Raw genomic sequence first — 26,036 nt, 5'->3', positions numbered from 1 at the left:
AGGTGTCGTTACACAATGACTGTCAATGTACATGTGATTCCACATACTCACTGGGACCGGGAATGGTATTTTACCACCTCCCGCTCCCGTATCTACTTAATGAAAAGCGTAATGGACATATTGGACACCCTCGAAACAGATGAACGGTTCCATTACTTCATGCTCGATGCACAAGCATCCTTGCTAGATGATTACTTGAAATGGCGCCCAGAGGATGAAAATCGAATCAAACAGCTCGTCACAGCAAAACGCCTCATCATCGGTCCGTGGTATACACAAACGGATCAGCTCGTTATTTCTGGGGAATCGATTGTACGGAACCTGCAATATGGGATTGAGCGCTGTCAGCAGTTTGGGCATGTCATGAAGGTCGGTTATGTCCCTGATTCCTTCGGTCAATCTGCACAAATGCCTCAAATTTATCAAGGCTTTGGAATTGTCGATACAGCCTTTTGGCGCGGCGTTTCTGATCATATGACGAATCACACAGAATTTAATTGGCGCGGGGCGGATGGCAGTGAAGTGTTTGCAGTGAATCTGCCATTTGGCTACTACTACGGAGGAAATATTCCTGAGAAGGATGAAGACCTGCAAGCCTTTCTTTCTGAAAAAATCGGGGCGCTGCAAGCAAAAGCTACGACCAAGAATGTCTATTTCCCAAATGGCTTTGACCAAGCGCCTATTCGTAAAAACCTGCCTGACTTATTAGAAAAAGCCAATGAAATAGACGAGCACCACTATCAAATCAGCAGTTTAGAAGACTACATTGCAGCAGTGAAAAAAGAGCGGACTTCTTTTGAGACATTAGAAGGAGAGCTCATTCATGCCAAGCATATGCGAATTCATAAGTCTATTTTTTCAACAAGAGCAGATTTGAAAATCTTAAACAACCAAATTGAAAACTATCTTGTCAATGTGATGGAGCCGATCCTTACAATCAGCTATTCACTCGGACATGACTATCCGCATGACACGGTGCGTGATATTTGGTACCTCATGTTTGAAAATGCAGCGCATGACAGCATTGGCGGCTGTAACAGTGATACGACGAATCAAGACGTTTTCTTCCGCTACAAGCAGGCAAAAGAAATCGCCGAGAATCTGGTGGACTTACACATGCGTCTCATCGCCATCCGGCTGCAAACTGAGCAAGAAATCACGTTCACTTTATTTAACACACTGCCTTCAAAGCGCTCTGAAGTCATTGAAGTCGAAACCTTTATCACAGAACGTCCATTTACACTAAAAGACGCTGATGGACGAACTCTTCACTACACAGTCAAAAACAAAACCGATGTGACAGATTATGTCTTAGCACAGCAGATTTCACTTAACCCAAGCAAAGAAGTGTACATGCCAAAGCAAGTATGGAAAGCTGTTTTACTCATTGAAGCAGTCGACTTGCCATCCGTTGGTTATACACAAGTCAGCATGGTTTTCGATGAATCTAGTGAATCCATTTTGGAAAAAACAGAAGGTCGTGTCATTGAAAATACGTTTTACCGCATTGCAGCAAATGACAATGGGTCATTAGAAATTACGGATAAACAGACTGGACGAACGTTCTCTGAGCAAATGATCTTTGAAGACAACGGAGATGATGGGGATTCTTATAACTATTCACCACCGCGTGAGGATCTTTATGTATCATCTAAAGATATCTCATCAGCAGACATTACCGTATCTAAAAGCAGTTTACAGGAAGAGCTCACCATCAAGCTTCAATTGACTGTCCCATATGATTTAGAGGAACGTTCGGAGCAAAAGGGGACGATTTCCCTCCCGATCACAGCGAAGGTGGCTTTAAATAAAGAGGAAGCGGTCATCCGTTTTCATGTGAATGTGGACAACCATGCGCTAGACCACCGTCTACGGGTACTCTTTGATACAGGTATTGCGTCAAACGTATCACTCAGCGATCAACAGTTTGGCACCATCGAACGTCCAACGGAGCTGACGCAAGAGCTTGAATGGTGGAACAATGAACATTGGGAAGAAAAACCGATTACCATTGAACCCATGCAATCATTTGTTGCACTTCGCGATGAAGTATATGGTGTCTCTCTTTTGACGGACTGCGTCAGAGAATACCAAATCACAGGCGAAGACTACACAACCATTGCTTACACACTCTTCCGCTGTTTCGGAAAAATGGGGAAGGAAAACCTTCTTTACCGTCCCGGCCGGGCTTCTGGAGAAAAAATCGTGGAAACACCTGACGCCCAGCTTCAAGGATCGCTATCTTTCTCCTTTGGCATGCACTATAGCCAAGAAGCGGTGAGTGAAGGACACTTGGCTCAGCTTGCTAAACGTTACACCACCCCGGTTCAGTGCTACGAGCGGGCAGACTTTTTAAACGGTCGTTTAATTTTCTCTTTCCGAGATGAAAAAGAAGACTTACAATCTACTTATAGCCTGCTTGACATTGAGACAGACGGGGTCGTTCTAAGCGCTTTGAAAAAGGAAGAGCATGGAACAGGCATTGTCATTCGTCTCTTCAATCCATATTTAACACGTAAAACAGCCGCTTCAATCAATAGTTCATCTCTACAACATGGAGAAACAGCGAATTTAGGCGAAACACCTGAAGGACATATACTGAAAGCACAACATGGATCATTACACATTGAACCGCTCACACCTTGTCAGGTACAAACCTACATTGTAAAGAAAAAATGAACATGTAGGGGCGGGATCCATTTGGATTCCGCCTCTCTTTAATGGAGGGCATTGATCATGCGAATTGGAGGCATCGAAGCAGGCGGTACAAAATTTGTCTGCGGCTACGGAACAACAGACGGAACGATTAAACATATGACTTCCTTTGCAACAGGGAACCCAGAAGAAACATGCCGGCAAGTGATCGAATACTTTACAGAGCATCCAGTTGATGCGATTGGCATAGGCGCATTCGGACCTGTCGATGTAAAAGAACACAGCCCCAGCTATGGAACGATTCTCGAAACACCCAAAACAGCTTGGCGCCAATTTCCATTACTCTCAACCTTAAAACAAGCACTCGGTCTCCCTATGAAGCTTGATACGGATGTGAACTGTGCGGCGCTCGGTGAAGCTCGTTTTTCAACGGAAACAGATAGACCAAATTCCTTGATCTATATCACGGTTGGGACGGGAATCGGCGGCGGTGCCTATATTGAAAACCGCCTCATCCACGGACTGCTTCATCCAGAAATGGGACATATCACCGTTCAGCGCCACCCTCATGACACCTATGGGGGCTGCTGCCCGATCCACCATGATTGTTTAGAGGGACTAGCATCTGGACCTGCCATAGAAGGCCGCTATCATACATTGGCACAAATGCTGCCAGAGGAGCACCCTGCCTGGTCACTTCAAGCTTATTATCTTGGGCAAATGACCGCAAATTTATTACTCACCCTTTCACCAGAACGCATTATTTTGGGTGGAGGTGTCATGAAACAGCCGGCCTTGCTGCCGCTCATCCTTGAAGAAACAGACGAGCGACTTCATGGTTACTTACAACTACCAAAGCCATTAAATGAAATCGTCACAAAGCCTTCCTTTGACGGATTATCTGGTTTAATGGGAGCCATCGCCCTTGGAGCTGATGCCTTAAAGGAACAAGGAGCGGCGCAATGATGATGACGGCAGATACTCGAACCTACCAGCTCATTCAGCGGCTATTTGAAACGAAAGGGTTCGTGAAGCTGGAGGAGCTCACTGCCTCTTTTCGCTTATCTGACCGCTCCATCCGCAATTTAATCAAAGAAGCAAATGAGCTGTTAACACAAGCTGGAGCCATGATCAAGACCATCCGCGGGAAAGGGTATACACTCTTAACAAGTGACCAAGACGCTTTCCTGCTTTGGCTTCATCAGCAAAAGCTTCCTGCCCGCTCTCTCGTACCCGTCATGCCAGAAGAGCGCATACGATTTATGATGAGAAAACTATTGCTTCAATCAGACTACTTAAAAATTGATCAATTAGCAGAAGAATTGTTCATCAGCCGTATGACGGTCAGCAGTGATTTAAAAAAAGGACGGGAGCTGTTAGCCCGTTACGGTATGACCCTTGTCTCAAAGCCTGGATTTGGCTTAAAAGTAGACGGAGACGAATTGCAAAAAAGGACGTGCTACGCAGACTTACTGCTTGAAGAAGAACCCGCCCTATCTCATATAACTGAGCGGGAACAGCTTCATTTCCCTGACATTTCACTCGAAACCATTCGATCCATTGTGCTGACAAATCTATATCAAGAATCACTGCTCATTAAAGATATTGCCCTAAAGAATTTAGTGATTCACTTAGCGATTGCCATTCAACAAACGCAAAAAAAACAGCGGATACCCGCCAGTACCACTCACACACAAAGACCGCCAGTGTTAACAAGAATCGCTCAAAAGATCACTCATCAAATAAGCGACACGTTTCATGTCACCTTATCAGAGGATGAAACAGATTACTTGGTGATGCATCTCTTAGCGAATCAAACGTGGAAAGAAATTGATGAGCACCAAACGACAGAAGAAGTACGTCAGGCGGTGACACGATTTCTCCAGCACATTGAAAAAACAAGCGGTCATCGTTTTGTAGATGACGATATCCTGCGTCAAGATTTGATGCTGCATATGAAGCCATTATTAAATCGAATTCAATACGGCGTGTCTTTACAAAATCCGCTTTTGCATGAGATCAAAACATCTTACCCTTATCCGTTTGATTTGGCCGTCAGCGGGCTCAATGCCTTACAGCTGGTGCGGACGCCAAATGAAGATGAAGCGGCATATGTTGCCTTACATATTGCTGCTTCATTTGAAAGAAGTCATCTTGACACCTCGCAGAAAAAGAGGGCCATTATTGTATGCGGATCTGGACTAGGAACGGCACGGCTACTTGAAATTAAATTGAAGGCGGCCTTTCAACATGAGCTTGAGATTGTTGAGCTTTATTCTTATCAGGATTACGCTTTTAGCACCACTTTGCCATGTGATGTGATTATTACAACCGTACCTCTCGCACCAAAGGGGAAACCAATCATTCAAGTGAATGCTTTTTTTGAACATCATGATGTCCAGCGTGTGAGTGAGGTCATTCACCTGTTAAACGGACACGGTGCCCCTTCGCAGGAGCTGATGGCTTTTTTCCAAGAACGATTGACCTTGTTGGATGTGGACCTTTCAAGCAAGGAAGAGGTATTAGATACGCTTTGCAGCCGGCTGGAGGCGCATCAGCTTGTTTCATCTTCTTTTCGTTCCTCCGTGCTGGAGCGGGAGCAAATGTCATCTACTTATCTTGGCAAGGGGATTGCAATGCCTCACCCGCTCATCACAAATGAAGGCACCTCCTGCGTGGCAATTGCACGATTGAAACAGCCAATTGATTGGCAGGGCGATCAAGTATCTCTGATTTTCTTGTTAGCCATTCAGAAAGATGACGCTGCCTGCATGAATCAATTTTTTGAACAAGCTGTCGATTTGTTAGACAGTCCTGACCGCCTTCACTCCTTGACACATGCAAGGACATTTGATGAGCTAATGCATGTCCTGTTTCAATAGCACATAAGGCCGCCCAAGTGAAATCGGGCGGCCTTTTATTCATCTATTCCTCACATACGAATCAATCGTATATGACATTTTTTCCTTCTTCCCTTAACTTTTTCAACGACGTCAGCATATGGTTGATTTCTTCATCGGAATGTCTTTCCCAAGCACCTAATTCTGCGACAATTTTCAAAGGGGATTTCGATCGATAAGAACGGGTCGGGTTACCGGGAAATTTTTTGTCAGTCAAATTCGGATCGTCTTCAAACTCGCCTGTCGGTTCTACAACATAAATTCTCTCTTTTGCATCAGACCGGGCTAATTCAGCTCCCCATTTGGCTGCATTTAATGTTCCGGTGAAATAGATGTGGTTCGATTGTTTATCCTGATAATTGGATAAATGCAACGGTTCAAGCAGGTCCCCAATCTTCAATTCCGCTTTCGTCCCATGAAAAAACGGCCCAGGATCTAAAACATCTTTCTTGTCATTCATACAGCCACATCCCTTATCGTTTTTGACTTGCGTATAACAGTATACGGGCTGATGCGGGCGGAAAACAGTCTATAAATGAGATGAAATTCGGGGTATAATGATAGTAGAGAGTACGATGTGATTTATAAACTCCAGTAAGTTAAAATAACAGCAAGAATACATACAAAGCAGTCTTCTTGAAAGAGATAAAAAGCTGTTAGACGCCATAAAAGCCAAAGAGACGTTTGACGTTTTATGTGGTTGGCGTGTTGGCACATAATCAATTAAATTCTTCAGGAAGGATGTAATGAGAGAATGAAAGATAGAGATAAGATTTGTCATATATATGCTCAAAAAAGTTGGCATATGGATTCTTATATTATTGGTAATCGTGAGGGTTTAATTGAATTAAAGAGTGCTATTGACCAAGCATTGAAAAGTAATGTTGGTCAAGCTGAATTGTTTCCATCAGATTTAGAGGATTATACAACTTACGTTGCTTTAGTCAATGATAAAGAAGAGTTGGATTCACTTATTATGCCTTACACTGATGAGGATAATGATGATGAAAACTTGATACATCCAGTTGATATAGTTACAAGTCATGAAGAGAAAAAAACCCCTAAAAATTAGGGGTTTTTTAGTGTGATATTGTTACTTCCCGATGTTCTCTCCATTTTGCTCGATCAATGTTTCATACCAATAAGAGCTCTTTTTCCGAATTCTCTTCAGGTCTTTTAGGTCAAATTCATCACGGTTGACGTAGATAAAACCGTAACGTTTTGAGCAGCCTTGGTGTGTACTGATTAAGTCGATGGCTGACCACGGGCAGTACCCGAATACCTCAACACCGTCAGTGATCGCCCATTTGATTTGTTCAATATGTTTTTCTAAATAATCAATTCGATAATCATCCTGAATCGATCCATCCGCTTCTAACTTGTCAAAAGCGCCTAGCCCGTTTTCCGTAATAATAAGAGGCAGCTGATAGCGGTCGTAAATCTCACGCATCGTTGATCGGAAACCGGTAGGGTCAATCTCCCAGCCAAACGCATTTTTACTTAAGAACGGGTTGTTGCCGCCTTTGTAGACGCCATCTTCACCAGATTTCAAATGCTGATCTCCGCCGCGTGCAAATTCATCGTTGCCATCTCCTTTACTCGCTTCAACCGTTTGAGATGTGTAGTAATTAAAGGCAATGAAGTCTGGTTTTGCACTTTTCAAAATATCCATATCTCCCTCTTCAATCACAGGAAGAATGTCTTTTTCCTTCATGTATGCCCATGCAAGGTTGTTATAACGACCGAATACCGCCATATCAAGATATAGCCAGTTGCGGATCGCATTGTAATTAGCCGCAGCAATGACATCCTCAGGTTTTGGAGATGCCGGGTAAATAAGGGCAATGTTTGGCGCTGGCCCGATTTTCGCCTCAGGCAGCAAACGATGACAAAGCGTCATGGCTTTCGCCTGTGCCACAAGCATATGGTGGTTCTGCTGATATAATTCTTTTTTCGGATTTTCTAAATTTGGATCCAGTGTACCTAATGCTGACCCATGTAAGATCATCATGTTTTGTTCATTAATCGTCAGCCAATATTTTACCTTCTCGCCATACTCCTGGAACAAAACCTCCGCATAACGTTCAAACGCATCGACTGTCGAACGATTTGACCAGCCGCCTTTCACTTGAAGCGCATGAGGTAAATCAAAGTGATACATCGTCACAATTGGTTCAATGTCATAGCGGCGCAATTCATCAATGAGAGAATGGTAGAAGTCAATTCCCTTTTGATTGATCTCCCCATCTCCATTTGGAATGATCCGTGTCCATGCAATGGAGAAACGATAAGCCTTCAAGCCCATTTCTGCAAACATCTTCACGTCCTCTTTATATCGATGATAGTGATCGCTGGCTACCTTAAAACCAGTTGTTCCTTCAGGATAGCTTTCTCTCATATCAATGACTGAAGGCCCCTTGCCATCCTCGTTCCATGCACCTTCTACTTGATAGGCGGAAGTCGATCCGCCCCAGAAAAAGTCTTTTGGAAATGGTGCTAGTGTTGAATATCTCATGATTATGTCCTCCCTTTCTTAAACTAAGTGTAAAAATGATTGTCCTGGTGTCACTTGTTTTTCTTCTGTCTCAATGATATCGCTAAATTCACCGGAATTGGTAATAATCACAGGTGTTGTGACAGAAAGACCTGCTGCTTGAATGGCCTCAATATCAAACTCCGCAAGCAGTTCACCTTCTGTAATGGTTTGGCCTTGCTCAACCTTCGGCGTAAAATGACGGCCCCCAAGTTGTACAGTATCCAGTCCAATATGAATGAGTACTTCTGCTCCGCTTTCAGAGGTGAGACCGTATGCATGTCCTGTTGGGAATACCGTTGTCACGACTCCAGTTACTGGTGCAAACAGCTTGCCTTCTGATGGAATAATGGCTGCCCCCTTACCTAAAGCGCCAGATGAGAAGGCTTTATCTTGCACCTCTTCTAGCTTGATGACTTCGCCAGATAAAGGACTTTTCACATGAGCTGCTTTGACACCATGTTCATTTTCAGATGCTGGTGCAGAACTAGCTGCAGGAGCATCTTCTTCATCCACAGGGTCTTTGAATCCAATCAAATAGGTTAAGACGATTGAAAGGACAAATGAAACGGAAATTCCGATTAAGAATCCTGTAAACCCTTGACCATAGAAGATCGGAAGTGTCAGTAAACTCGGAAGACCTGATGCGATCGCAATACTTTGTGAATAACCGATAATGGCACCACCGACACCGGCAGAGATAACCGCTGCAATAAATGGTTTTTTCAAACGAAGTGTGACGCCGTATACAGCAGGCTCTGTAATTCCAAATACAGCAGAAACCGCTGTCGATCCAGCTAATGATTTCAGCTTTTTGTTCTTTGTTTTCAGCATAACACCGATTGAAGCACCGGCTTGTGAAAATACAGCTGGCGCAGTAGCCGGCTTAATATGATCTTTTCCATGAACCGCAATATTATTTAAAATGACTGGCACAAGCCCCCAATGGATACCGAAGATGACAAGAACCTGCCATGCCATCGCAATTAAAGCACCGGCAAGTGTAGGGCTAAAGGAGAATACTTTCAGCAGGACGGCTGCAATTCCGTTCCCTGCATACACACCAAATGGTCCAAATACGATCAGTGTCAGTGGAACGACCGTGACCAGTAAAATCAGTGGTGTAATAAAGTTTTTCACACTTTCATGAATGACTTTGTTAAAGAAACGTTCGATATATCCCATCACAAACACTGCCAAAATAATCGGGATAACCGTTGATGTATAAGACATTAAGACAACCGGAATGCCGAAGAACGACACATCTCCGCCGCCTTTTGTGAGCTCTTGAATAGTCGGGTAGATCAGTGCACCTGCAATCGTCACAGCGACAAATGGATTCGCTTTAAACTTCCTAGCAGAAGTGAATGCGAGCAGCAGCGGCAGGAAGTAGAACAAGCTGTCAGATGCGGCAAATAAAATTTGATACGACGTATCTTCAGGTGATAACCATTTTGCATTGATACAGACGCCTAGAAGTCCTTTTAAAATACCGGCACCCGCCATGACACCTAGAAGCGGTGTGAAAATTCCAGAAACAATGTCGACGAATTTTCCGAAAAGACTTGTACTTTCTTCACTTGATCTTGCAGATGAAGAAGTGGAATCCTCTAATAGATTCGTAAACTCCCCAATCTCTCGATATACCTCTGGTACGGTGTTGCCAATGACCACCTGAAACTGGCCGCCGCTTTCCATGACAGTCACCACACCATTTAATTTTTCAATGGCCGCTTTATCTGCTTTTGATCTGTCATTTAATGTGAAGCGAAGTCTTGTGGCACAGTGAACCAATGAATGAACATTTTTCTCTGTCCCGATATGTTTGATAATGTCTTCTGCTAATTGACGATGACTCATACAAAAACCCCCTTTTTTTCAAAAAAATACGTTTTTAGGCAAAATAAAAACCTAAACGGGCACCAAAAATAGTCGCAACTTGCTATTGCGCTTTTTCAGTGAACGTTTAGGTTTTGCCTGCCGAACAGTCACAATCCTCTAAGACGATCATTGTGAAACCGTATTCTTTTATGTTTATGAGCAAATAGTACCACTCACTTTTTATGATGTCAACGCTTTCTTTTAAATTTCTATCTTTATTTTTCTCGTTTGATGAGTCGATTCAAATGAATCGATAGATAGAGCATCTCCTCTGATGTCAGGTCGCGATGATACGTTTGATACACATATTCCGCGATTTTCTTTGCGCATTCGTACGCCTTCGGATATTTCACTTTAATCAGCTGATATAAATCTTGATCTTCACTGACGAGTAACGTTTCGTTGATGAGACGCTGTACGAAAAAGCGTAAATGTGTGAGAAAACGATAAAAGTTGAGCGAGTCTTCATCAAATTCCATGTTCAGATGATATTTCACAATGGTCAGTATGGCATTCACTTCTTTTGTGATATTGACCGTTGTATTCATGTCTTCATTGAGCTCTGCATTAATGATATGCATGGCAATAAAGCCCGCTTCATCTTCAGGCAGTTCAATATGAAGACGATCTTCAATCATCTCAAGGCATTCCTTCGCCACGAGAAACTCATCTTTGTATAAACGTTTAATCTCCCAAATCAGCGAATTCTCAATCAAGTGGTTTTTCTTTAATCGTTCAATGGCGTAATGAATATGGTCTGCCAGCGATACATGCAGACTTTCGTTTAATCTTCGGTTCAGCTTTGTATGTGCGTATTGGATCATTTCCTCGGTCACCTTGACGACATCATATGGAACCTCTTGAAGCAGCATTTTCATCCGCTCATGTACGGAATGATCTTCTAGGCGGAACACTTTATCAATTAACGCCTCGTCCACCGGGTCGCCGGGACGTCTTTGAAAAGCGATGCCTCTGCCCATGACGACGATTTCTTTTCCTTGTTCATCTATCACACTAATGACATTATTGTTTAGAACCTTTTGAATCTGCATCTCCAAACACCTCCGTCTATAACCAGCCATCTACACTCAAAATATGCTCTCATCTTAACACAACTGTCAAATCACTTGGCGTTTTTATCTGACTTTTGAAATAGATTTAACGATATTTTCACTTCTTTCTTGCTGGTCTGATCCTCCCTCGGCCTGCATACAATACCCCGAGGAGGTGACCTTCGATGAAGGCTTTTTTCTGGTCAGCATCTTTTTTATTCATGTTCATTCTGACTCTCTTTATTCTAGGTATTGTTTTTTGGCTTAGTGGACAAGGCTTAGATCAGCTATGGAGATATGCGCTTATCTGTCTTGTGACAGCCACCGTTCTACACGGCGTTACCACTTGGCTAAAGCAGCATGTCATGCATCACTCATCCAAATAAAAGGCTGCCCGCAGTATTCAGGCAGCCCTTCCGTTATTCCTTAGATGAGGCGGCTTCTTTCTGAGAAGCACGCAGTTCATCATTAATTTTTTTCGCATCTTCTAAAAACTCTGTTTCAAATCCACTTTTGAGTGCCCACATATAAAATAACAACGCCACAACTGCAATGAGCGCCATATCCCAGCCATAATGAATGACGTTATACCCGCCAAATTTATCACTGCCGAGACAAGAAATCGTCATCATCACAAGCAAATACACAACCATCCAAGCACCTGCTTTAAAGTGACGGCCAAAGCCCTTCCACTTCGCTTTTGCTTGATAGTAAAAATAGATTGGCAGACCGATGAGGATAATGAACAACACTTGACCCGTCAGCGGCCATCTCGCCCAGTAGAGTGTCAATGATGCAAAGACAAAACCAAGCGGAGCAATGATGCTGAGTCCTTTAATTCGCAATGGACGATATAAATCTGTGCCCGTCTTTCTCAGCGTCATCACTGTCACAGGTCCTGTCAAATAGGAAATCAGGGTCGCCACAGAGATAATTTCAGCGAGAACCCCCCATCCTCTAAACAAAAACAGAAAGATAAACGATACGCCTAAGTTAAAAAACATCGCTGGACGAGGCACACCGTAAATTGGATGCAGACGGCCAAGTACACTCGGCATGTACTTGTTTTTTTCCATCCCATAAATCATACGAGACGTCGTCGCCGTATAGGTAATTCCTGTTCCAGAAGGAGAAACGAACGCATCTGCATATAAAATAAGGACAAGCCAGTTGATCCCTAGCGCAATGGCAAGGTCAGCAAATGGCGAGTTGAAATTCAAATGCCCCCAGCCATTCACAATCATTGATGGATCGACAGCGCCAATAAAAGCGATTTGCAGCAGCACATAAATGACCGTTGCAATCAAAATCGATCCAACAATGGCGATTGGAATCGAACGCCCTGGATTTTTCGCTTCTCCTGCCATATTAATCGGGCTTTGGAAGCCATTAAAAGCAAACACAATCCCTGATGTTGCGACAGCTGTGAGCACACTCGCCCAGCCGTTCGGCGCAATACTTGTTCCAGAAGTAAAATTCTCACTATGAAAACCTACGAATAAGAGCGCACCAATTGTTAATCCTGGAATGACGATTTTAAAAACCGTAATGAATGTATTCGCCTTTGAAAACAACCCAACTGTCCAATAATTGAGCAGAAAATAAATCACCAGCAGCACACTTGCCACCATGAGCCCCTCGGTCGTCAAAACCCCTTTTGTGACCAAATGGCTTGTCCACTTTGCCCACTCCCAAGGCCATGAGCTCATGTATTGAACGGAGGCCACTGCCTCAACAGGAATCACTGATACAATGGCGATCCAGTTTGCCCAAGCAGCGATAAATCCAATAAAAGAGCCGTGTGAATATTGCGTATATTTGACCATTCCGCCTGCCTCTGGAAACATCGATCCGAGTTCACTATAAGACAATGCGATAAATAAAATAACAACCATCCCGATCAACCATGACAAAATAGCAGCAGGGCCGGCGATTTGAGCAGCCCGCCACGCACCAAAGAGCCATCCTGAACCAATGATTGAGCCAAGACCTACCATCATTAAAGCGAAAGTTCCCATCCTACGATGCAAATGATTCATGTTCATAACACCTTTCGATTAAAATACAGAGCATGTGTCGAGCAAGCGCCTTTCTTTTATAGCAGCTCACCATTCATTCCATTGGCAAATACTTTCTGATCTGAACTTTTATCTTTGTTCATTTTTTTGCCTGTTATATTATCTCTCAATTCTCCATTTTCTGAAATAGTCGAACATGCTTATTTCAAAAGAAAGCGCTTTTTCAACAGTTCAATCTATTAGACTGATTAACTACCTTTACCCTTATTTTGAAAAAAACAAAACAAAAAAGAAAGAGGAAATGACTTCCTCTTCCCTCTGAACACGTATCATTCAAAGAAAAAAGGATAAAAGGGAGACCCTCTTATCCTTGTGAGATTGCTTGTTCTTTTTCAATGACAGCTAGTCTTTCTTGAACTTCTTCTTCAGATAAATTGTGCTGTTTCACATAAAGGTTACGTTCGCTTGTGCGGCATTCATGGCTGCAGCTGCGCATATATTTATGCTCGCTTTCTTCTGTTGCAATCATTTTGCGGTTACACGCAGGGTTCGCACAGTTCACATAACGCTCGCAAGGTTCGCCAGTGAAGAAATCTTTTCCTACCACGACGTGCTCTGTTTGATTGACTGGAACCGTTAGGCGGTTATCAAACACATAACATTGACCGTCCCATAGCTTTCCTTGAACTTCCGGGTCTTTTCCGTATGTGACAATTCCACCGTCAAGCTGGGATACATCTTCAAAGCCTTCACGCTTTAACCATCCTGAGAATTTCTCACAGCGTACACCGCCTGTGCAATACGTCAGAATTTTTTTCCCTTCAAGAATCTCTTTGTTGTCACGGATCCACTCAGGTAATTCACGGAATGTCTCAATGTCAGGGCGCACAGCACCTCTGAAGTGACCGACATCAAACTCATAATCATTACGTGCATCAATCACGACCGTATCAGGTGATTGCATTTGCTCGTAAAATTCAACTGGGCTGAGATGTTTCCCCGTTAATTCTAGCGGATTCACATCATCTTCAAGACTTAAATTCACCAATTCATTTCGGTGGCGGACGTGCATTTTCTTAAACGCATGACCATCTGCTTCGTCAATTTTAATTGGCATGGACGCAAAGCGTGGATCTTCTTTCAATGCTTGCATGTACTTGTCCGTCTGCTCAATGGTACCAGAAACGGTTCCGTTTATGCCTTCAGATGAAACAAGAATACGACCTAACAAACCAAGTTCCTTACAGAATGCTAGATGCTCTGCTGTAAACGTTTCTGGATCCTCAATGGGGACATATTGATAGTAAAGTAATACACGATATTGTTTTTCCATATATATAAACACCTCTTAAATTTAATCAAAACATACCATTTTATATCATACAGGAAATACATACCTTAAGGCAATGTCAGCAGTTCAATTCCATAAAACGGAAGAGTCTATGGTCTCATATTGTCCGTTTATTTGACAGAACTTTCTGTAAAATGAGATGATTTAAGTACTATATGATTTCGTAAAGGAGCATAAGTCAATGATCCAGCCAGAAGAGATCGTCAGAAGCGGTCCTAACCAGTTTATTTCTCAAAAGGGGATTTATCATGAAATCGAGTCATTTGTTACTCCCTTTCAGTCACCAGCTATAGTGACAGGATATGACTCATATCAAGCCTTTTCACAGTACACAAAGCTTCCATCCGAGTGGCCTGTTGTTCAGCATAAAGGTTACAGTTCACCAAATGCGATCACACGAATTGCGGAAGAACTCAAGAGTTCAGACGTGATCATCGGGATCGGTGGCGGCACGATTTTAGATACAGCGAAGTCTGTTGCCGACGCTCTCCAAATTGAAGTGATCATGGTGCCGACGATTCCTGGGACATGTGCGGCTTCTACACCGCTCAGCGTCATTTATGATGACAAGGGGAATTTCATGAGGGTCGACTATCATAAGCGGTCCAGCTATCTCACGTTAATTGATCATACTTTTTTGCTTTCATCTCCTCTTTCCTATCTCCAAAGCGGAATTGGGGATACGCTGGCAAAATGGTATGAAGCGGAAGCCATTATTCGCAACACAAAAGGCACCTTGCCGCTCATGGTACATGCTGCATTAAAGCAGGCAGTGTACGTTCGTGACATTCTTCTGACTCATAGTGAAGAAGCCGTTAGCAGTTTAAAAACAGGTCAGCTTTCTCAAGCCTTTGCAGATGTAACAGATACGATCATTACGTTAGCCGGAACAGTCGGCGGCTACGGAGGACGTTATGGCAGAATGGCAGGAGCCCATGCCGTTCATAATGGATTAACATTTATTGATGAAACACATCATGTGTTACATGGACAAAAAGTGGCCTATGGCATTCTCGTTCAACTTGCTGCAGAAAACCGTATGACGGAAGTAGAAGAATTACTTGAGCTTTATCAAACACTCGGATTACCTAGAACGATGCGTGAGCTTGGCATCACAGCTCATCTAGAGGAAGCAGCACATACAGTGGCAAACCATGCTGCAAGTAAAGATGAAACCTTTTGTTTGATTGGAGACTATACGAAAGAGCAAATTGTCGACGCCATTCAAATCATTGAGACCTATCAGCCTCAAAAAACGGTCTGAACATACCGGCAAATAAAAAGCACAGGCATCTCGAAGTAATCCATTTCAACTAGACAGAATTAAAAAGACCCTTAGCAGCCTAAGTCCTATATATTTATATGGGCTTAGGTTGTTTAATGTCTTTTGAAATCATGGACGCGCTTTATTAATAGTAAGTATTTTCAAATAATGGTACGGTATTGAAAAGATTCGAATGATTTCAGTTTAATAAGACACAAGACAATTCAACATATTGTGATAGGAGGGAATTTGATTGTTATTTGTGGGTATGGCCATTTTAATTGTGGTGTGTATTTCTGGGTCTATGATCGAGAAAAGAATAAAAAACATGGAGCAACAAAACGACACCATCATAGAACTGTTAAAAGAACAATTGAACAATAAAAAATAAATGATAAGTTTAGAAAAACCCGTAAGCCAACTAAACAGTTAGCTTACGGGTTTTTAGCTTAGTTGTAATTTCATCTTGCATACATCTTATCTTTCTTTGCATATAGTGTGAGGGTTATTGAAACTGTATAAAGCCCAGCTTTATGTGAGAACTGGTTAGTATCATCAGCTCTTGCAGCTGCAGTTTGCGTTTCGTGTACTTTCTCTTTCTACTATAGGGAATCATATTACCTTACCCTTTTCTTATATTAAAAATCGAAGTTATCTGGGTCTGGACCCGTGCGCTCATCTTCATTGAGCTGATCAATGACACTCATTTCATGGGCGGACAACTCGAAATCAAATACGTTTGTGTTTTCGATGATTCGGCTCTTCGTCACAGATTTCGGAATGGTGATAATGCCATGCTGCAAGTCCCATCGAAGAATGACTTGCGCCACTGACTTCTCATGTTTTTTCGCAATATCTTGAAGCACCGGATGGTTAAGAAGTTTCCCGCTGCCTAATGGCGACCATGCTTCTACATGAATGCCTTTTGCCTTGCAGTAGTCACGTAAAGGCTCCTGCGTCAGCTTCGGATGCAGCTCAATTTGATTGACCATTGGTACCACTTCTGCCTCTTCTAATAAATCTTCTAAATGGTGCTGATGGAAGTTACATACGCCAATGGCTTTCACGCGGCCATCCTTATACAGCTTTTCTAGCGCCTTCCACGTTTCTTTATATTTGCCTTCAACCGGCCAATGGATTAAATAAAGATCCAATACATCCAGACCAAGTTTGTTCATACTCGTTTCAAAGGCTTCAAGCGTTGACTCATATCCTTGATCACTATTCCACACTTTTGTCGTAATGAACAGATCATCGCGAGAGATGCCTGATTGCTGAATGGCTTTGCCAACACCTTCTTCATTTTGATAGGCCGCTGCTGTATCTATACTGCGATAGCCCGCTTCTAGTGCGTCTTTGACTGCATTTACAGCCTCATCCCCATCTTTTACTTGCCATACACCAAAGCCAAGCTTCGGCATTTTCACTCCGTTTGCTAATGTGACTGTATCTGTTAATCCACTCATCAAACAAACCTCCGCTTCATTTTTGCTTACCATGCACTATACCCGAATGTGCGAAAGATCATGCATGAAAATAGACCATGCAAGGGCTACTATGATCTAATTTCATTTTCCACATACTAACAACACAAAATTTTTATGTAAATATATTTGTTTTTTAATTAAATAGATTTCTACTTATCCCTATACAAACAGCGAGGTCCAATCATCCTCCTCAGAGAATACTTGAATCCCATGCTGTTTCAGCAAGGCAGACGTCACACCGTCCCCAGCCTTTGTCTTCCCGTTAAACTCTCCCCGATAGATCATCCGGCTTCCGCAAGAAGGGCTGTACTCTTTTAACACGACGGATGTTGCGCCAAGAGTCTGAGCCTGCTTAAGCGTGGCTTGTGCACCATTTACATACATCTCTGTCACATCTGTTCCATGAACATCAACAACAGAAGCCTGCCCCCGTAAGACATCATGACCATCTCCACCAATAATTTCTGCGGGAGGTCTTGGTGTAGAGAAGCCGCCAAGCAGCTCAGGACAAACTGTTACCGCCTTTCCTTCCTGCACAAGCTCCTCGATACGTTGATCTAATCGATGGCTGCCATTATAACGGACCTTTAATCCCGCAAGACAAGCGCTAACAACGATCATGTATGTTCCTCATTTCTATGTATTGAACGTTTTTTGCTGACTTTAAAATAAATCCATAAAGGCAAACAGAGTATCGCGTTGATCAAAAAGGGCAGAGCACAATACAAAACAGCCGCCCACATGGACCCTTCAACTCCTGTCACTCCAAAAAAATAAATAAATAATAGCAAGCTGACAAACAATCCAACGAACGGCATGATAAATACATATTTTTTGAAATTTTCCATCATCTCTTCCACCAACACGGTTCCCTCCCTCAATCATCATCACGAATAACGTCAATATATGTTAATTTTACCATAAAAAAACCGAAAGCATCTAGTTTATAGAAAGCTTTCGGTCCGTTATTTATATCTTTTCCTTCCAAGCCTTTAAGAAGCGCTCAATAACCTGTAGTTCGTCTTCATTAAATTCATGGAGGAATTCTAAATAGGAGGAGACTGCCTGTTCATGAAGCTCATCATGCAGTGCCGCAAGCTGTGTGCCTTCCTCTGTGAGTGAATAATAGACGGATTTCTTGTCACCTTGCCGGTGGCAATAGTCGACCATGCCTTTTTCGATGAGCTTTTTCACAGCCTTTGTAATGGCTGGTTTTGATAGTTTTAGTTGTTGTGAAAGAAATGTATTATTGGATTCATTAGGGTTTGCTTGAATCATAGATAAAATATGAAGCTGTGTAAGTGTCCAATCTTGCTTGAGTGTATCAGTAGTGGTAATCAGTGGATCTGTTGGATCGTTCCGTTTCTTTTCCCTATGCATAATCAAATCTTGAATCGCTTTTAAGACAATCTGCTCGTTTGTTTCCATCTGAACCTCCACTCTTAACTGGTTAATAAAATGGTACTAATAATCAATAAAGGAGTCAAAAGAAATGTGGGGATGAGGAAAAGAATGGGTCATCAGACCTGATAAATAAGAGAACTTTTTTACTAGATTACAAGAGACCGCACAATTTCCTTTTCTTTGCTATTATTTATGATAGGTAACCCTCAATCAAAAAAAGAAGGTGAGAGAATGAAAACAGAGCAGCAAATGGCCATTCGCCAGTTAGAAGAAAAAATAAATTTGTTTTCTTCTGTTGTCAACGGATCATTCCTATCAACAGAAGATTTCGTTCTATCAAACACGCATATATCAACTGACACGTTCAATTTGTTATTACCCATTTCAGCGCACATACAAGATCAACAAAAAGCGGAAGCTGCCATCGAACAAATGCAGCAACAGCAACTAACATTCAGCACATGGATCACTCAAAGCCTGCTCCACCCCGATTGGTCGAATATCATGCAGAAATATGGGCTTCAAGAAGTGGAACGCAATACCATCATGATGCTTGAACATACAAACGACATCGATCAAAGGACCTCTCAATCGCTTACGATCAAGGAAGTGACTGACGATCAAACCTTTCTCTATTATCAACATTTATTTATCGAACTTTTCGAAGGATCACCTGAGGCAATCTCTTTAAACAGCTATTTCCAGCGCTTTTCGATTGAACGATTACACCCGAGTACCCGCATGTTCGTTGGATATGAACACAACAAACCGGTCACAACGGGCTTATTGATTGAAACAGCAGACAGCTACGGTATTTATGATGTCATCACAAAGGCAGAACACCGCGGAAGAGGACTTGGCAGTGACATGTTTCATTACCTTCTGACCCAGACAGATAACAAACAAAAGTGTGTGATGTTACAAGCCTCAAATGACGGCAAACATATCTATCAGCGTGCCGGATTTCAACCAATTGGAGAAATGGTAGTTTTTGAATAGAAGATGACATTTTTCCTGATTTATCAAGGGCAAAGAAAGGCATCCTGTCTCTTCTTTGCTTCCAACATCTCACCACAAAAATGAATGTACATTCATTCAGTCCTTTGGTACATTTAAAAAAAGGAGCTGAAGAACAGATGGTTCGACCAGGCGATCAATTTCAAACAAGCAAAACCTATACGCATGAAGATGTGATTCAATTTGGTGACATGACGGGTGATCTCGGCAAACATCATACCGAGCTAGATGATCAAGGCAGGCTCATGGTACACGGCTTTCTCACAGCAAGTCTAGCCACGAAGCTTGGCGGTCAGTTTCATTTTATCGGTCAAGAGATGACATGTACCTTCATACGCCCTGTTTATACAGGTGACACCATTACCTGTCAGATGGCCGTCACCAAAGTAGAACCCCTTGAAAAATACCATCGTGTCCACCTTTTTTCCCGTTATATCAATCAGCATGGAGAAGAAGTCATTACTGGTAAAAGTGAAGGTGTGGTTTTCAAAAAATAAAAAGCTGCCTATGATGAGGCAGCTAAACGATCTTATTCTCTTCTATTCAGCCTGATGCTGACGATCCATATAAAGCGGCGGTCTCTTTAATGAAATCACTGCACAGCTAAAGGCAATCAGCACAAAAATAGCGCCGAATTTAGCCAAGTCAACGGATGAACCAGTCATTGTAAACATGACGCCGCCCACTGCTGATCCAATGGAAATCCCAATTTGCAAAGCGGATGTATTCAAACTCTGCTGAATATCAGACGTCACAGGGTCTGTTTGAATCAAATAGCTCTGCAAAGCAGGTGTCAGTGCCCAGCTAAGAGCACCCCATAGGACAACCATCACCATAAAGAGCATAAACACTCCCGCTGTATAAGGAAGGATAAACATCACAATGGCAAACGTGATTGTCACCAGCAAAATGGCTTTCCCTGAACCAAGCTTGTCACTAAGCCAGCCGCCAAATCCATTCCCACCAATCGACGCAAGCCCGAAGACCAAATAACAAATACTAATCCAAAACGGAGTCATATGCAGAACTTCCATCAGAAATGGCGTGAAATAAGAATACAGCATATAATGACCAGCAAGCATGAACAAGCTAATCAAATGCGCACTGAAAATTTTTGGATGCCCTAAAGAACGAATTTGTTCTTTAAGCGGTGTGACTTTTTCAACAGGCATTTTCTCCAATAGAAAATAAATGAGCACCATGGATATGGCTGACAGAATACTGATTCCTAAAAACATCACTCTCCAGCCAAAGCTCTCTGTAATAAAAATACCGATCGGTACACCAAGAACAAGTGATGAGCTAATCCCAATAAAAATCAGACCTAATGCTTTCGCTCGATGCGCCGGTTCCACCAGCTTGGCGGTAATCGTCAATGATAACACCACAACAAGCGCTGTACTCATGGCAATCAAGACCCTAGAGATCATGACAAGGGCAAAAGTGGAACTAAAATATGTGAATACATTGCCTAATGTAAAGACCAATAATGCGATTAAATAAAGACGCTTTCGTTCGATTTTGGCTGTGACGGTCAGTAGCACCGGTGCTGAAATAGCATACACAATCGCAAATACCGTGATCAGCTGCCCAGCTGTCGCAAGAGACACATTGAGATCCTCTGCTAAACTTGGCAAAATGCCCCCGACCACAAGCTCAACTAATCCAACCGCAAAAGTAGAAACAGCTAATAAATAAACTCTCCAGTTCATGTCTAACATCCCTTCTCTATATCATGGCTTTCACTTTTGATACAGGGTGCAGACAAACAAAAAAACCCTGATTACAAAAAAGGAAAGCGCGCTTTTGTAATCAGGATTTATCGGATCCTGGTAGAAACCCTCAAACCATATTATTGAGGTTATACAAGTCTATTTTTTTCTTCAAATATATTAGCATAGCCTTCCATAACGTGCAAGCTGCAAAAATAGAAAATGTTTGCCAATGGCTCTTCGACATAAACGACCTCAGAAAGGCATGAAATGAACTTGCGGACCAACTTGCTTTCTCCCCCATTTACAGGTAAACTGATGAAAAATCAACGAACAAGGATCAACGTAGATCTGGAATAGTAGCTTGAATCGATCTTTACCAGAGAGGGAACGGTGCTGAGAAGTTCCTACTGACATCTTCAAGTGAACCTGCCGATTTAGTTCTGTTTCATACAGCGGTTCATACCGTTATCATGATCGAGTGTAAAGCTGTGCTTTAAATTAGGGTGGTACCACCAGGAATGGTCCCTAACTTAAAGCACAGCTTTTTTGTTTTTTTAAAAGGAGGAAAAAGACGATGTCAAAGAAACAATTTGTTGAGAAAATTACAAGCATGGAAGACGACTTTGCCCAGTGGTATACAGATGTTGTCACAAAAGCGCGTCTCGTCGATTATTCAAGCGTTAGAGGCAGTATGATTATTCAGCCATACGGTTTTAAAATTTGGGAGAATATTCGCGACGAACTTGATCGTCAAATCAAAGAAACGGGTCACGAGAATGTCTATATGCCGCTCTTTATCCCAGAAAGCCTTCTCCAGCAAGAAAAGGATCATATCGAAGGCTTTGCTCCTGAAGTGGCGTGGGTGACACATGGCGGTGATTCGGAATTACAAGAAAGACTCTGCGTCAGACCAACCTCTGAAGTGCTGTTCGCCGAGCATTATAAAAACATCATTCACTCCTATCGTGATTTACCAAAGCTATATAACCAATGGGCCAATGTCGTCCGCTGGGAAAAGACAACACGTCCATTCCTTAGAACCCTTGAATTCCTCTGGCAGGAAGGGCACACTTGTCACGAGACTGAGCAAGAAGCGATTGAAGAAACAGAAAAAATGCTCCATGTCTATGCGTCTATTTGTGAAGAGCTTCTAGCGATCCCTGTCATTAAAGGAAGAAAAACAGAGAAAGAAAAATTCGCTGGCGCTCGCTTCACCTATACGGTTGAAAGCTTGATGCATGACGGAAAAGCCCTGCAAACCGCCACTTCTCACTTCTTCGGCAACGGATTTGCCAAGGCGTTTGGCATTGAATTTTTAAATCGAGAAGGAAAATTAGAGCATGTCCAACAAACATCATGGGGCTTCACCACAAGAATCATTGGCGCTATGATCATGGTGCATGGCGATGACAGAGGGCTTGTCCTGCCGCCAAACATTGCGCCAACCCAAGTACGTGTTGTGCCAATTGCTTCCCATAAAGAAGGTGTCCTCGATCATGCCTATGAATTAAAGGATCGACTCGCCCGCATCGCACGCGCTGACATCGATGCAAGTGATAAACAGCCAGGCTGGAAATTCAACGAATGCGAAATGCAGGGCATCCCATTACGCGTAGAAGTAGGACCAAAGGATATGGAAAAAGGCCAAGTGATGCTCGCAAGACGAGACACTGGTGAAAAGCAAGCCGTCACATTAGATGCACTTGAACAAACCATCACGTCCACGCTTGAAGACATTCAGCAGACGATGTACGAAAAAGCAAAAGAACGATTACATGAAAAAACATCAAACGCCCACACAATCGAAGACATCGAGCAGCTTCTTACCGAAGAAAACAGGTTGATCAAAGCCATGTGGTGCGGTGATGAAGACTGCGAAAACGACATCAAAGAGAGAACAGGGGCGACATCACGCTGTATCCCGTTTGAACAAGAATCCGTTTCTGACACATGTGTCTGCTGCGGGAAACCTGCTTCTGATATGGTGTTCTGGGCAAAAGCCTACTAATCATACTTCAAATTGTTGACAAGGGCTAAAATGAACTTTATTTTAGCCCTTTGTCTTCTTTTCAGCGTGACGGAAAGCCTTCGGACTCTTGCGAAGCGAAATTAAAAATCATGAGCGCCAGCATGCAAGGCTGACAAAGACTGCGAGGATTTGTCTACACGCTGAAGCATCTTATACGATGCTTCTTTTTTGTTAAAAAGAGCCAAATATCCATTGACCTCCTTCACACAATCCCCTATAATTCATATTAATATAATCGGTTTTTAAGACTTTAACTGGAGTGGTGATCTATGAAGCGCTGGCTCTCAATTTTTAACGAACGCTGTCCAAAATGTAAAACAGCATTAGATGTCTCGAAGTCCAATGCCTTGCAAGGCAAAGTCGTGAAAACATGCCCCAATCTTCATTATCAAAAAGAGTACCACCCTGCACTTGAAACGTATATCGAGCACGATGACATAAAATAAAAAAGACCAACACATGGAAAAGAGCCCTTGCTCTCAGTTGTTGGTCTTTTTCTTATAATAAATCCACCCAGATTTTGATGGCTGTGGCTGTAATCATCACGGCAAGCGCCCATTGCAAATAAACGGCATTGATTTTCTGGCCAATTTTCGCCCCAATCGGCGCGGCCATCAAACTGGCTACCATTAAGATAAGCGCAGGCAAGAAAATGACTTGACCAGTCAGCACTTTCCCAGCCGATGCGCCGATCGCGGAGAGAAACGTAATCGCCAGAGACGAGGCAATCGTCATCCGCACAGGGATTTTGAGAATCGATAGCATCACCGGCACTAAAATAAAGGCACCGCCTGCACCTAATACACCCGATACACTTCCGATCACAAAGGCAATACCAGCCGCCAGTCCTTTATGAAAGGTCACCTCTCCATCCGCTTCTGCCTGCTGACCTTTTTTCGGAACAAGCATTAAAATGACAGCGACAATGGCAAGCAGGCCATAGACTACATTGATGCCTTTCTCTGGAAGGAAATGTGATAAATAGCTGCCTAATAAACTCCCTGCCAATATACTGCTCCCCATATATAAAATCAATGGTCGATGTAAAAATCCGCTTTTTCGATACGCCAGCACACCGCCGAGTGTCGAAAATAGGACTTGAATGGCACCAATCCCTGAAACCTCGTGTGCCGATAATGCCATCACTCCGACTAGAGGCGGGATATAAAGCAGCATGGGATAGTTGATCACCGATCCTCCTATTCCGACCATTCCTGATAAGAAGGAACCAATAAATCCGATGATAAATAAAGTAATGAAAAATGCAAAATCCACGCTGGTCTCCTCCTTTGCAAAAGGAAAAGGGGCTCCCTCATAGATACCCCTCTCCCCTTTAGGACCTTTTTCTCACCCAGAACTTCAGCACATGTCCTTCATCGGTCTGCGTGATCAATTCATGTCCGCTTGACTTAGCCCATGCAGCCAAATCAGCTTTGGCTCCTTTATCTGTTGCATGTATTTCTAATACTTGACCTTCAGCCAAGTCATTCATTTTTTTCTTCGTCCGAATAATTGGCATTGGGCATGCAAGCCCGGTTACGTCTAAAATGTGATCTGATGTCATCTGATCATCCCTCGCTTCTTTATTTTATTGAACATTATCGAATCGCACAACGGTTTGGACCAATTTCCATGTCTCGCTGCGCTTCCTCGTCTGGATGCAGCTTCCCCATATTGGTAGACCGAATGTCTTGATAAGCGTTTGGCTGTGCAGGTAGATGCTGCGTGACCATTTGTCTAAATACGTCTTCATCTTCAATGTTCAGCCCGTGATTTTCTTCAAACAAAGCGCCTAGCTCCTTCCAAACGCTCCCGTCTTCATTAAGCTCATCCACGATCATAAAATGTGCAGGCAGCACAATCAATTCTGCCGAAAGCGCCGTATATCGTGTATAAAGGGTTTCTCTCAAATCACCTACCCAGTCCTCCGCCATACCGGCTAGATCAGGTCTTCCGATCGAATCAATGAACAAAATATCACCTGAAAGGAGATAACGGCCGTCTACGATAAAAGAGGTTGAACCAATCGTATGGCCCGGTGAATAAAGGGCATGAATATCAATCTCCGTCGCTCCAATCGTCACACGCTGTCCTTCTTCAAGGTGATTGTAATCAAATGTCACCTCTTCGGCGTCTTTTGGCGGTAGCCAATAGATAGCACCAGTCTGTTCAGACAGCTTTTTCCCGCCAGATATATGGTCCGCATGAAGGTGCGTATCAAACACATGCGTCACCGTGACTTGATGTTTTTTAGCAAATTGCGTATAGACCTCCGTCATTCTAGCCGCATCAATAATCGCAGCTTCCCCATTCGACATGATCATATAGGACAAGCACCCCTTGCCCATTCGCACAAATTGGTACAACTCTCCACCGCCAGTTAAATCACCGATCTTCACTGGCTCTAAATACTCACTCCATGCCTTCATGCCGCCTTGCAAATAATGGACCGTTCTGCCTGCCTCTGACAGCATCTCTGCCACCATAATAGAAGAGCCTTCTTTCGCACAAACGACCAGTACATCTAGGTCATCCGGTATGTTCTCCACCATATCCTCTACGCCATCAAGAAGCTCAAAGTAAGGCACATTTAAATATTCAACGGCTTTCCCTTCAATTTTCCAGTCCTGCACATCTGATTCGTTTCGTACATCCAACAAAAAGATCGGCTCTTTGTTGATGATCTTTTTTGTTAACTGTTCTGCTGTCATTGCTTTTACAGTCATTGGT

The 26,036-nt window shown here is 42.9% G+C and carries 25 protein-coding genes and 1 riboswitch; of the genes, 11 read left to right on the top strand and 14 right to left on the bottom strand.

Annotated elements, in window-relative coordinates; genetic code table 11:
• Positions 1-15 precede the first annotated feature (15 nt).
• From mngB to MKY11_RS01395, 3 genes are read left to right on the top strand one after another with little or no spacing between them, the layout of a single operon-like run.
• A complete protein-coding gene (gene mngB, locus MKY11_RS01405) occupies positions 16-2,679 on the top strand; it encodes a mannosylglycerate hydrolase (RefSeq protein WP_342501765.1) in 2,664 nt (887 codons plus the stop codon).
• Positions 2,680-2,736: 57 nt separating this feature from the next.
• The gene (locus MKY11_RS01400; RefSeq protein ID WP_072367550.1) at positions 2,737-3,621 is read left to right on the top strand and encodes an ROK family protein; all 885 of its coding nucleotides are present in this window, start codon (positions 2,737-2,739) and stop codon (positions 3,619-3,621) included.
• Complete coding sequence (locus tag MKY11_RS01395) at positions 3,618-5,537, top strand: BglG family transcription antiterminator (RefSeq protein ID WP_041091186.1); 1,920 nt, start codon at positions 3,618-3,620, stop codon at positions 5,535-5,537. Before MKY11_RS01400 ends, MKY11_RS01395 begins: the two co-directional genes overlap by 4 nt.
• Positions 5,538-5,598: 61 nt before the next feature.
• Here the strand turns inward: MKY11_RS01395 and arr are convergent, their stop codons facing one another.
• The gene (gene arr, locus MKY11_RS01390) at positions 5,599-6,015 is read right to left on the bottom strand and encodes an NAD(+)--rifampin ADP-ribosyltransferase (RefSeq protein ID WP_041508172.1); all 417 of its coding nucleotides are present in this window, start codon (positions 6,013-6,015) and stop codon (positions 5,599-5,601) included.
• Positions 6,016-6,309: 294 nt separating this feature from the next.
• Between arr and MKY11_RS01385 the strand changes: the two genes are divergently transcribed.
• Positions 6,310-6,627 (top strand): hypothetical protein, encoded by a 318-nt coding sequence (locus tag MKY11_RS01385; protein ID WP_052320704.1) that lies wholly within the window; start codon positions 6,310-6,312, stop codon positions 6,625-6,627.
• 21 nt (positions 6,628-6,648) lie between these two features.
• On the opposite strand, the gene MKY11_RS01380 is transcribed toward MKY11_RS01385, so the two are convergent.
• The 3 genes from MKY11_RS01380 to MKY11_RS01370 all read right to left on the bottom strand — a co-directional run bounded on the left by MKY11_RS01380 (position 6,649) and on the right by MKY11_RS01370 (position 11,021).
• Positions 6,649-8,070: a glycoside hydrolase family 1 protein gene (locus tag MKY11_RS01380; protein WP_342501764.1), complete on the bottom strand. Its 1,422-nt coding sequence runs from the start codon at positions 8,068-8,070 to the stop codon at positions 6,649-6,651.
• 18 nt (positions 8,071-8,088) lie between these two features.
• On the bottom strand, positions 8,089-9,948 hold the full coding sequence (locus tag MKY11_RS01375) for a beta-glucoside-specific PTS transporter subunit IIABC (RefSeq protein ID WP_342501763.1): 1,860 nt from the start codon (positions 9,946-9,948) through the stop codon (positions 8,089-8,091).
• Between the two features lie 236 nt (positions 9,949-10,184).
• Positions 10,185-11,021 carry a PRD domain-containing protein gene (locus tag MKY11_RS01370; RefSeq protein WP_008343858.1) on the bottom strand — a complete coding sequence of 279 codons (837 nt, stop codon included), beginning with the start codon at positions 11,019-11,021 and terminating at the stop codon, positions 10,185-10,187.
• A gap of 185 nt (positions 11,022-11,206) precedes the next feature.
• Here MKY11_RS01370 and MKY11_RS01365 point away from each other — a divergent pair, with 185 nt between their 5' ends.
• Entirely contained in the window at positions 11,207-11,407 is a 201-nt protein-coding gene (locus tag MKY11_RS01365; protein WP_024719046.1) for a hypothetical protein, read from the top strand.
• Between the two features lie 33 nt (positions 11,408-11,440).
• Here the strand turns inward: MKY11_RS01365 and MKY11_RS01360 are convergent, their stop codons facing one another.
• Complete coding sequence (locus tag MKY11_RS01360) at positions 11,441-13,060, bottom strand: APC family permease (protein WP_024719047.1); 1,620 nt, start codon at positions 13,058-13,060, stop codon at positions 11,441-11,443.
• A 343-nt stretch (positions 13,061-13,403) separates the two neighbouring features.
• Positions 13,404-14,372, bottom strand: coding sequence for a rhodanese-related sulfurtransferase (locus MKY11_RS01355; RefSeq protein ID WP_007498459.1), 969 nt, complete (start codon positions 14,370-14,372; stop codon positions 13,404-13,406).
• Between the two features lie 199 nt (positions 14,373-14,571).
• Between MKY11_RS01355 and MKY11_RS01350 the strand changes: the two genes are divergently transcribed.
• On the top strand, positions 14,572-15,654 hold the full coding sequence (locus MKY11_RS01350; RefSeq protein ID WP_058336291.1) for an iron-containing alcohol dehydrogenase family protein: 1,083 nt from the start codon (positions 14,572-14,574) through the stop codon (positions 15,652-15,654).
• 253 nt (positions 15,655-15,907) lie between these two features.
• Positions 15,908-16,045, top strand: a complete 138-nt coding sequence (locus tag MKY11_RS01345) for a hypothetical protein (RefSeq protein WP_156409652.1) — start codon at positions 15,908-15,910, stop codon at positions 16,043-16,045.
• A 247-nt stretch (positions 16,046-16,292) separates the two neighbouring features.
• Here MKY11_RS01345 and MKY11_RS01340 read toward each other — a convergent pair whose 3' ends face one another.
• From MKY11_RS01340 to MKY11_RS01325, 4 genes are all read right to left on the bottom strand, one after another.
• Positions 16,293-17,120, bottom strand: a complete 828-nt coding sequence (locus MKY11_RS01340) for an aldo/keto reductase (protein WP_008343867.1) — start codon at positions 17,118-17,120, stop codon at positions 16,293-16,295.
• 180 nt (positions 17,121-17,300) lie between these two features.
• Positions 17,301-17,762 carry a DUF523 domain-containing protein gene (locus MKY11_RS01335; RefSeq protein WP_160758225.1) on the bottom strand — a complete coding sequence of 154 codons (462 nt, stop codon included), beginning with the start codon at positions 17,760-17,762 and terminating at the stop codon, positions 17,301-17,303.
• On the bottom strand, positions 17,759-18,001 hold the full coding sequence (locus MKY11_RS01330; RefSeq protein ID WP_235632430.1) for a hypothetical protein: 243 nt from the start codon (positions 17,999-18,001) through the stop codon (positions 17,759-17,761). Before MKY11_RS01330 ends, MKY11_RS01335 begins: the two co-directional genes overlap by 4 nt.
• A 109-nt stretch (positions 18,002-18,110) precedes the next feature.
• Positions 18,111-18,569 carry a MarR family transcriptional regulator gene (locus tag MKY11_RS01325; protein ID WP_024719151.1) on the bottom strand — a complete coding sequence of 153 codons (459 nt, stop codon included), beginning with the start codon at positions 18,567-18,569 and terminating at the stop codon, positions 18,111-18,113.
• Between the two features lie 207 nt (positions 18,570-18,776).
• On the opposite strand from MKY11_RS01325, the gene MKY11_RS01320 reads away from it, so the two are divergent.
• Both MKY11_RS01320 and MKY11_RS01315 read left to right on the top strand, forming a co-directional pair.
• Complete coding sequence (locus MKY11_RS01320; RefSeq protein WP_251211351.1) at positions 18,777-19,544, top strand: GNAT family N-acetyltransferase; 768 nt, start codon at positions 18,777-18,779, stop codon at positions 19,542-19,544.
• A gap of 137 nt (positions 19,545-19,681) precedes the next feature.
• A complete protein-coding gene (locus MKY11_RS01315; protein WP_024719150.1) occupies positions 19,682-20,059 on the top strand; it encodes a hotdog domain-containing protein in 378 nt (125 codons plus the stop codon).
• Between the two features lie 42 nt (positions 20,060-20,101).
• Here MKY11_RS01315 and MKY11_RS01310 read toward each other — a convergent pair whose 3' ends face one another.
• Positions 20,102-21,274, bottom strand: coding sequence for an MFS transporter (locus MKY11_RS01310; RefSeq protein ID WP_285528951.1), 1,173 nt, complete (start codon positions 21,272-21,274; stop codon positions 20,102-20,104).
• A gap of 77 nt (positions 21,275-21,351) precedes the next feature.
• A riboswitch (purine riboswitch) is annotated at positions 21,352-21,451 on the bottom strand.
• 400 nt (positions 21,452-21,851) lie between these two features.
• Here MKY11_RS01310 and proS point away from each other — a divergent pair.
• Positions 21,852-23,285, top strand: a complete 1,434-nt coding sequence (proS, locus tag MKY11_RS01305) for a proline--tRNA ligase (protein WP_274660737.1) — start codon at positions 21,852-21,854, stop codon at positions 23,283-23,285.
• A gap of 290 nt (positions 23,286-23,575) precedes the next feature.
• A complete protein-coding gene (locus MKY11_RS01300; RefSeq protein WP_164071373.1) occupies positions 23,576-23,752 on the top strand; it encodes a hypothetical protein in 177 nt (58 codons plus the stop codon).
• A gap of 52 nt (positions 23,753-23,804) precedes the next feature.
• Here MKY11_RS01300 and MKY11_RS01295 read toward each other — a convergent pair whose 3' ends face one another.
• From MKY11_RS01295 to MKY11_RS01285, 3 genes are read right to left on the bottom strand one after another with little or no spacing between them, the layout of a single operon-like run.
• On the bottom strand, positions 23,805-24,581 hold the full coding sequence (locus tag MKY11_RS01295) for a sulfite exporter TauE/SafE family protein (RefSeq protein ID WP_274660736.1): 777 nt from the start codon (positions 24,579-24,581) through the stop codon (positions 23,805-23,807).
• Positions 24,582-24,639: 58 nt separating this feature from the next.
• The gene (locus MKY11_RS01290; RefSeq protein WP_256688959.1) at positions 24,640-24,870 is read right to left on the bottom strand and encodes a sulfurtransferase TusA family protein; all 231 of its coding nucleotides are present in this window, start codon (positions 24,868-24,870) and stop codon (positions 24,640-24,642) included.
• Positions 24,871-24,904: 34 nt separating this feature from the next.
• On the bottom strand, positions 24,905-26,032 hold the full coding sequence (locus MKY11_RS01285) for an MBL fold metallo-hydrolase (protein WP_342501762.1): 1,128 nt from the start codon (positions 26,030-26,032) through the stop codon (positions 24,905-24,907).
• Positions 26,033-26,036 lie beyond the last annotated feature (4 nt).

It is taken from the genome of Bacillus sp. FSL W7-1085, from assembly GCF_038595035.1.
In the GTDB taxonomy this organism is placed as follows: domain Bacteria; phylum Bacillota; class Bacilli; order Bacillales; family Bacillaceae; genus Bacillus; species Bacillus altitudinis.
The sequence above is the reverse complement of the archived record's forward strand: the minus strand, read 5'-3'. Positions and strand labels throughout refer to the sequence as shown.

Excerpts from the sequence above, each read along its gene's own strand:
- MKY11_RS01400 (WP_072367550.1), top strand. The coding sequence starts at position 2,737 with ATGCGAATTGGAGGCATCGAAGCAGGCGGTACAAAATTTGTCTGCGGC.
- MKY11_RS01320 (WP_251211351.1), top strand. The coding sequence starts at position 18,777 with ATGAAAACAGAGCAGCAAATGGCCATTCGCCAGTTAGAAGAAAAAATA.
- MKY11_RS01380 (WP_342501764.1), bottom strand. The coding sequence starts at position 8,070 with ATGAGATATTCAACACTAGCACCATTTCCAAAAGACTTTTTCTGGGGC.
- mngB (WP_342501765.1), top strand. The coding sequence starts at position 16 with ATGACTGTCAATGTACATGTGATTCCACATACTCACTGGGACCGGGAA.
- MKY11_RS01370 (WP_008343858.1), bottom strand. The coding sequence starts at position 11,021 with ATGCAGATTCAAAAGGTTCTAAACAATAATGTCATTAGTGTGATAGAT.
- MKY11_RS01340 (WP_008343867.1), bottom strand. The coding sequence starts at position 17,120 with ATGAGTGGATTAACAGATACAGTCACATTAGCAAACGGAGTGAAAATG.
- MKY11_RS01355 (WP_007498459.1), bottom strand. The coding sequence starts at position 14,372 with ATGGAAAAACAATATCGTGTATTACTTTACTATCAATATGTCCCCATT.
- MKY11_RS01325 (WP_024719151.1), bottom strand. The coding sequence starts at position 18,569 with ATGGAAACAAACGAGCAGATTGTCTTAAAAGCGATTCAAGATTTGATT.
- MKY11_RS01375 (WP_342501763.1), bottom strand. The coding sequence starts at position 9,948 with ATGAGTCATCGTCAATTAGCAGAAGACATTATCAAACATATCGGGACA.
- MKY11_RS01310 (WP_285528951.1), bottom strand. The coding sequence starts at position 21,274 with ATGAACTGGAGAGTTTATTTATTAGCTGTTTCTACTTTTGCGGTTGGA.
- MKY11_RS01350 (WP_058336291.1), top strand. The coding sequence starts at position 14,572 with ATGATCCAGCCAGAAGAGATCGTCAGAAGCGGTCCTAACCAGTTTATT.
- MKY11_RS01360 (WP_024719047.1), bottom strand. The coding sequence starts at position 13,060 with ATGAATCATTTGCATCGTAGGATGGGAACTTTCGCTTTAATGATGGTA.
- MKY11_RS01365 (WP_024719046.1), top strand. The coding sequence starts at position 11,207 with ATGAAGGCTTTTTTCTGGTCAGCATCTTTTTTATTCATGTTCATTCTG.
- arr (WP_041508172.1), bottom strand. The coding sequence starts at position 6,015 with ATGAATGACAAGAAAGATGTTTTAGATCCTGGGCCGTTTTTTCATGGG.
- MKY11_RS01385 (WP_052320704.1), top strand. The coding sequence starts at position 6,310 with ATGAAAGATAGAGATAAGATTTGTCATATATATGCTCAAAAAAGTTGG.
- MKY11_RS01395 (WP_041091186.1), top strand. The coding sequence starts at position 3,618 with ATGATGATGACGGCAGATACTCGAACCTACCAGCTCATTCAGCGGCTA.
- MKY11_RS01285 (WP_342501762.1), bottom strand. The coding sequence starts at position 26,032 with ATGACTGTAAAAGCAATGACAGCAGAACAGTTAACAAAAAAGATCATC.
- MKY11_RS01300 (WP_164071373.1), top strand. The coding sequence starts at position 23,576 with ATGAAGCGCTGGCTCTCAATTTTTAACGAACGCTGTCCAAAATGTAAA.
- MKY11_RS01290 (WP_256688959.1), bottom strand. The coding sequence starts at position 24,870 with ATGACATCAGATCACATTTTAGACGTAACCGGGCTTGCATGCCCAATG.
- MKY11_RS01315 (WP_024719150.1), top strand. The coding sequence starts at position 19,682 with ATGGTTCGACCAGGCGATCAATTTCAAACAAGCAAAACCTATACGCAT.
- proS (WP_274660737.1), top strand. The coding sequence starts at position 21,852 with ATGTCAAAGAAACAATTTGTTGAGAAAATTACAAGCATGGAAGACGAC.
- MKY11_RS01335 (WP_160758225.1), bottom strand. The coding sequence starts at position 17,762 with ATGATCGTTGTTAGCGCTTGTCTTGCGGGATTAAAGGTCCGTTATAAT.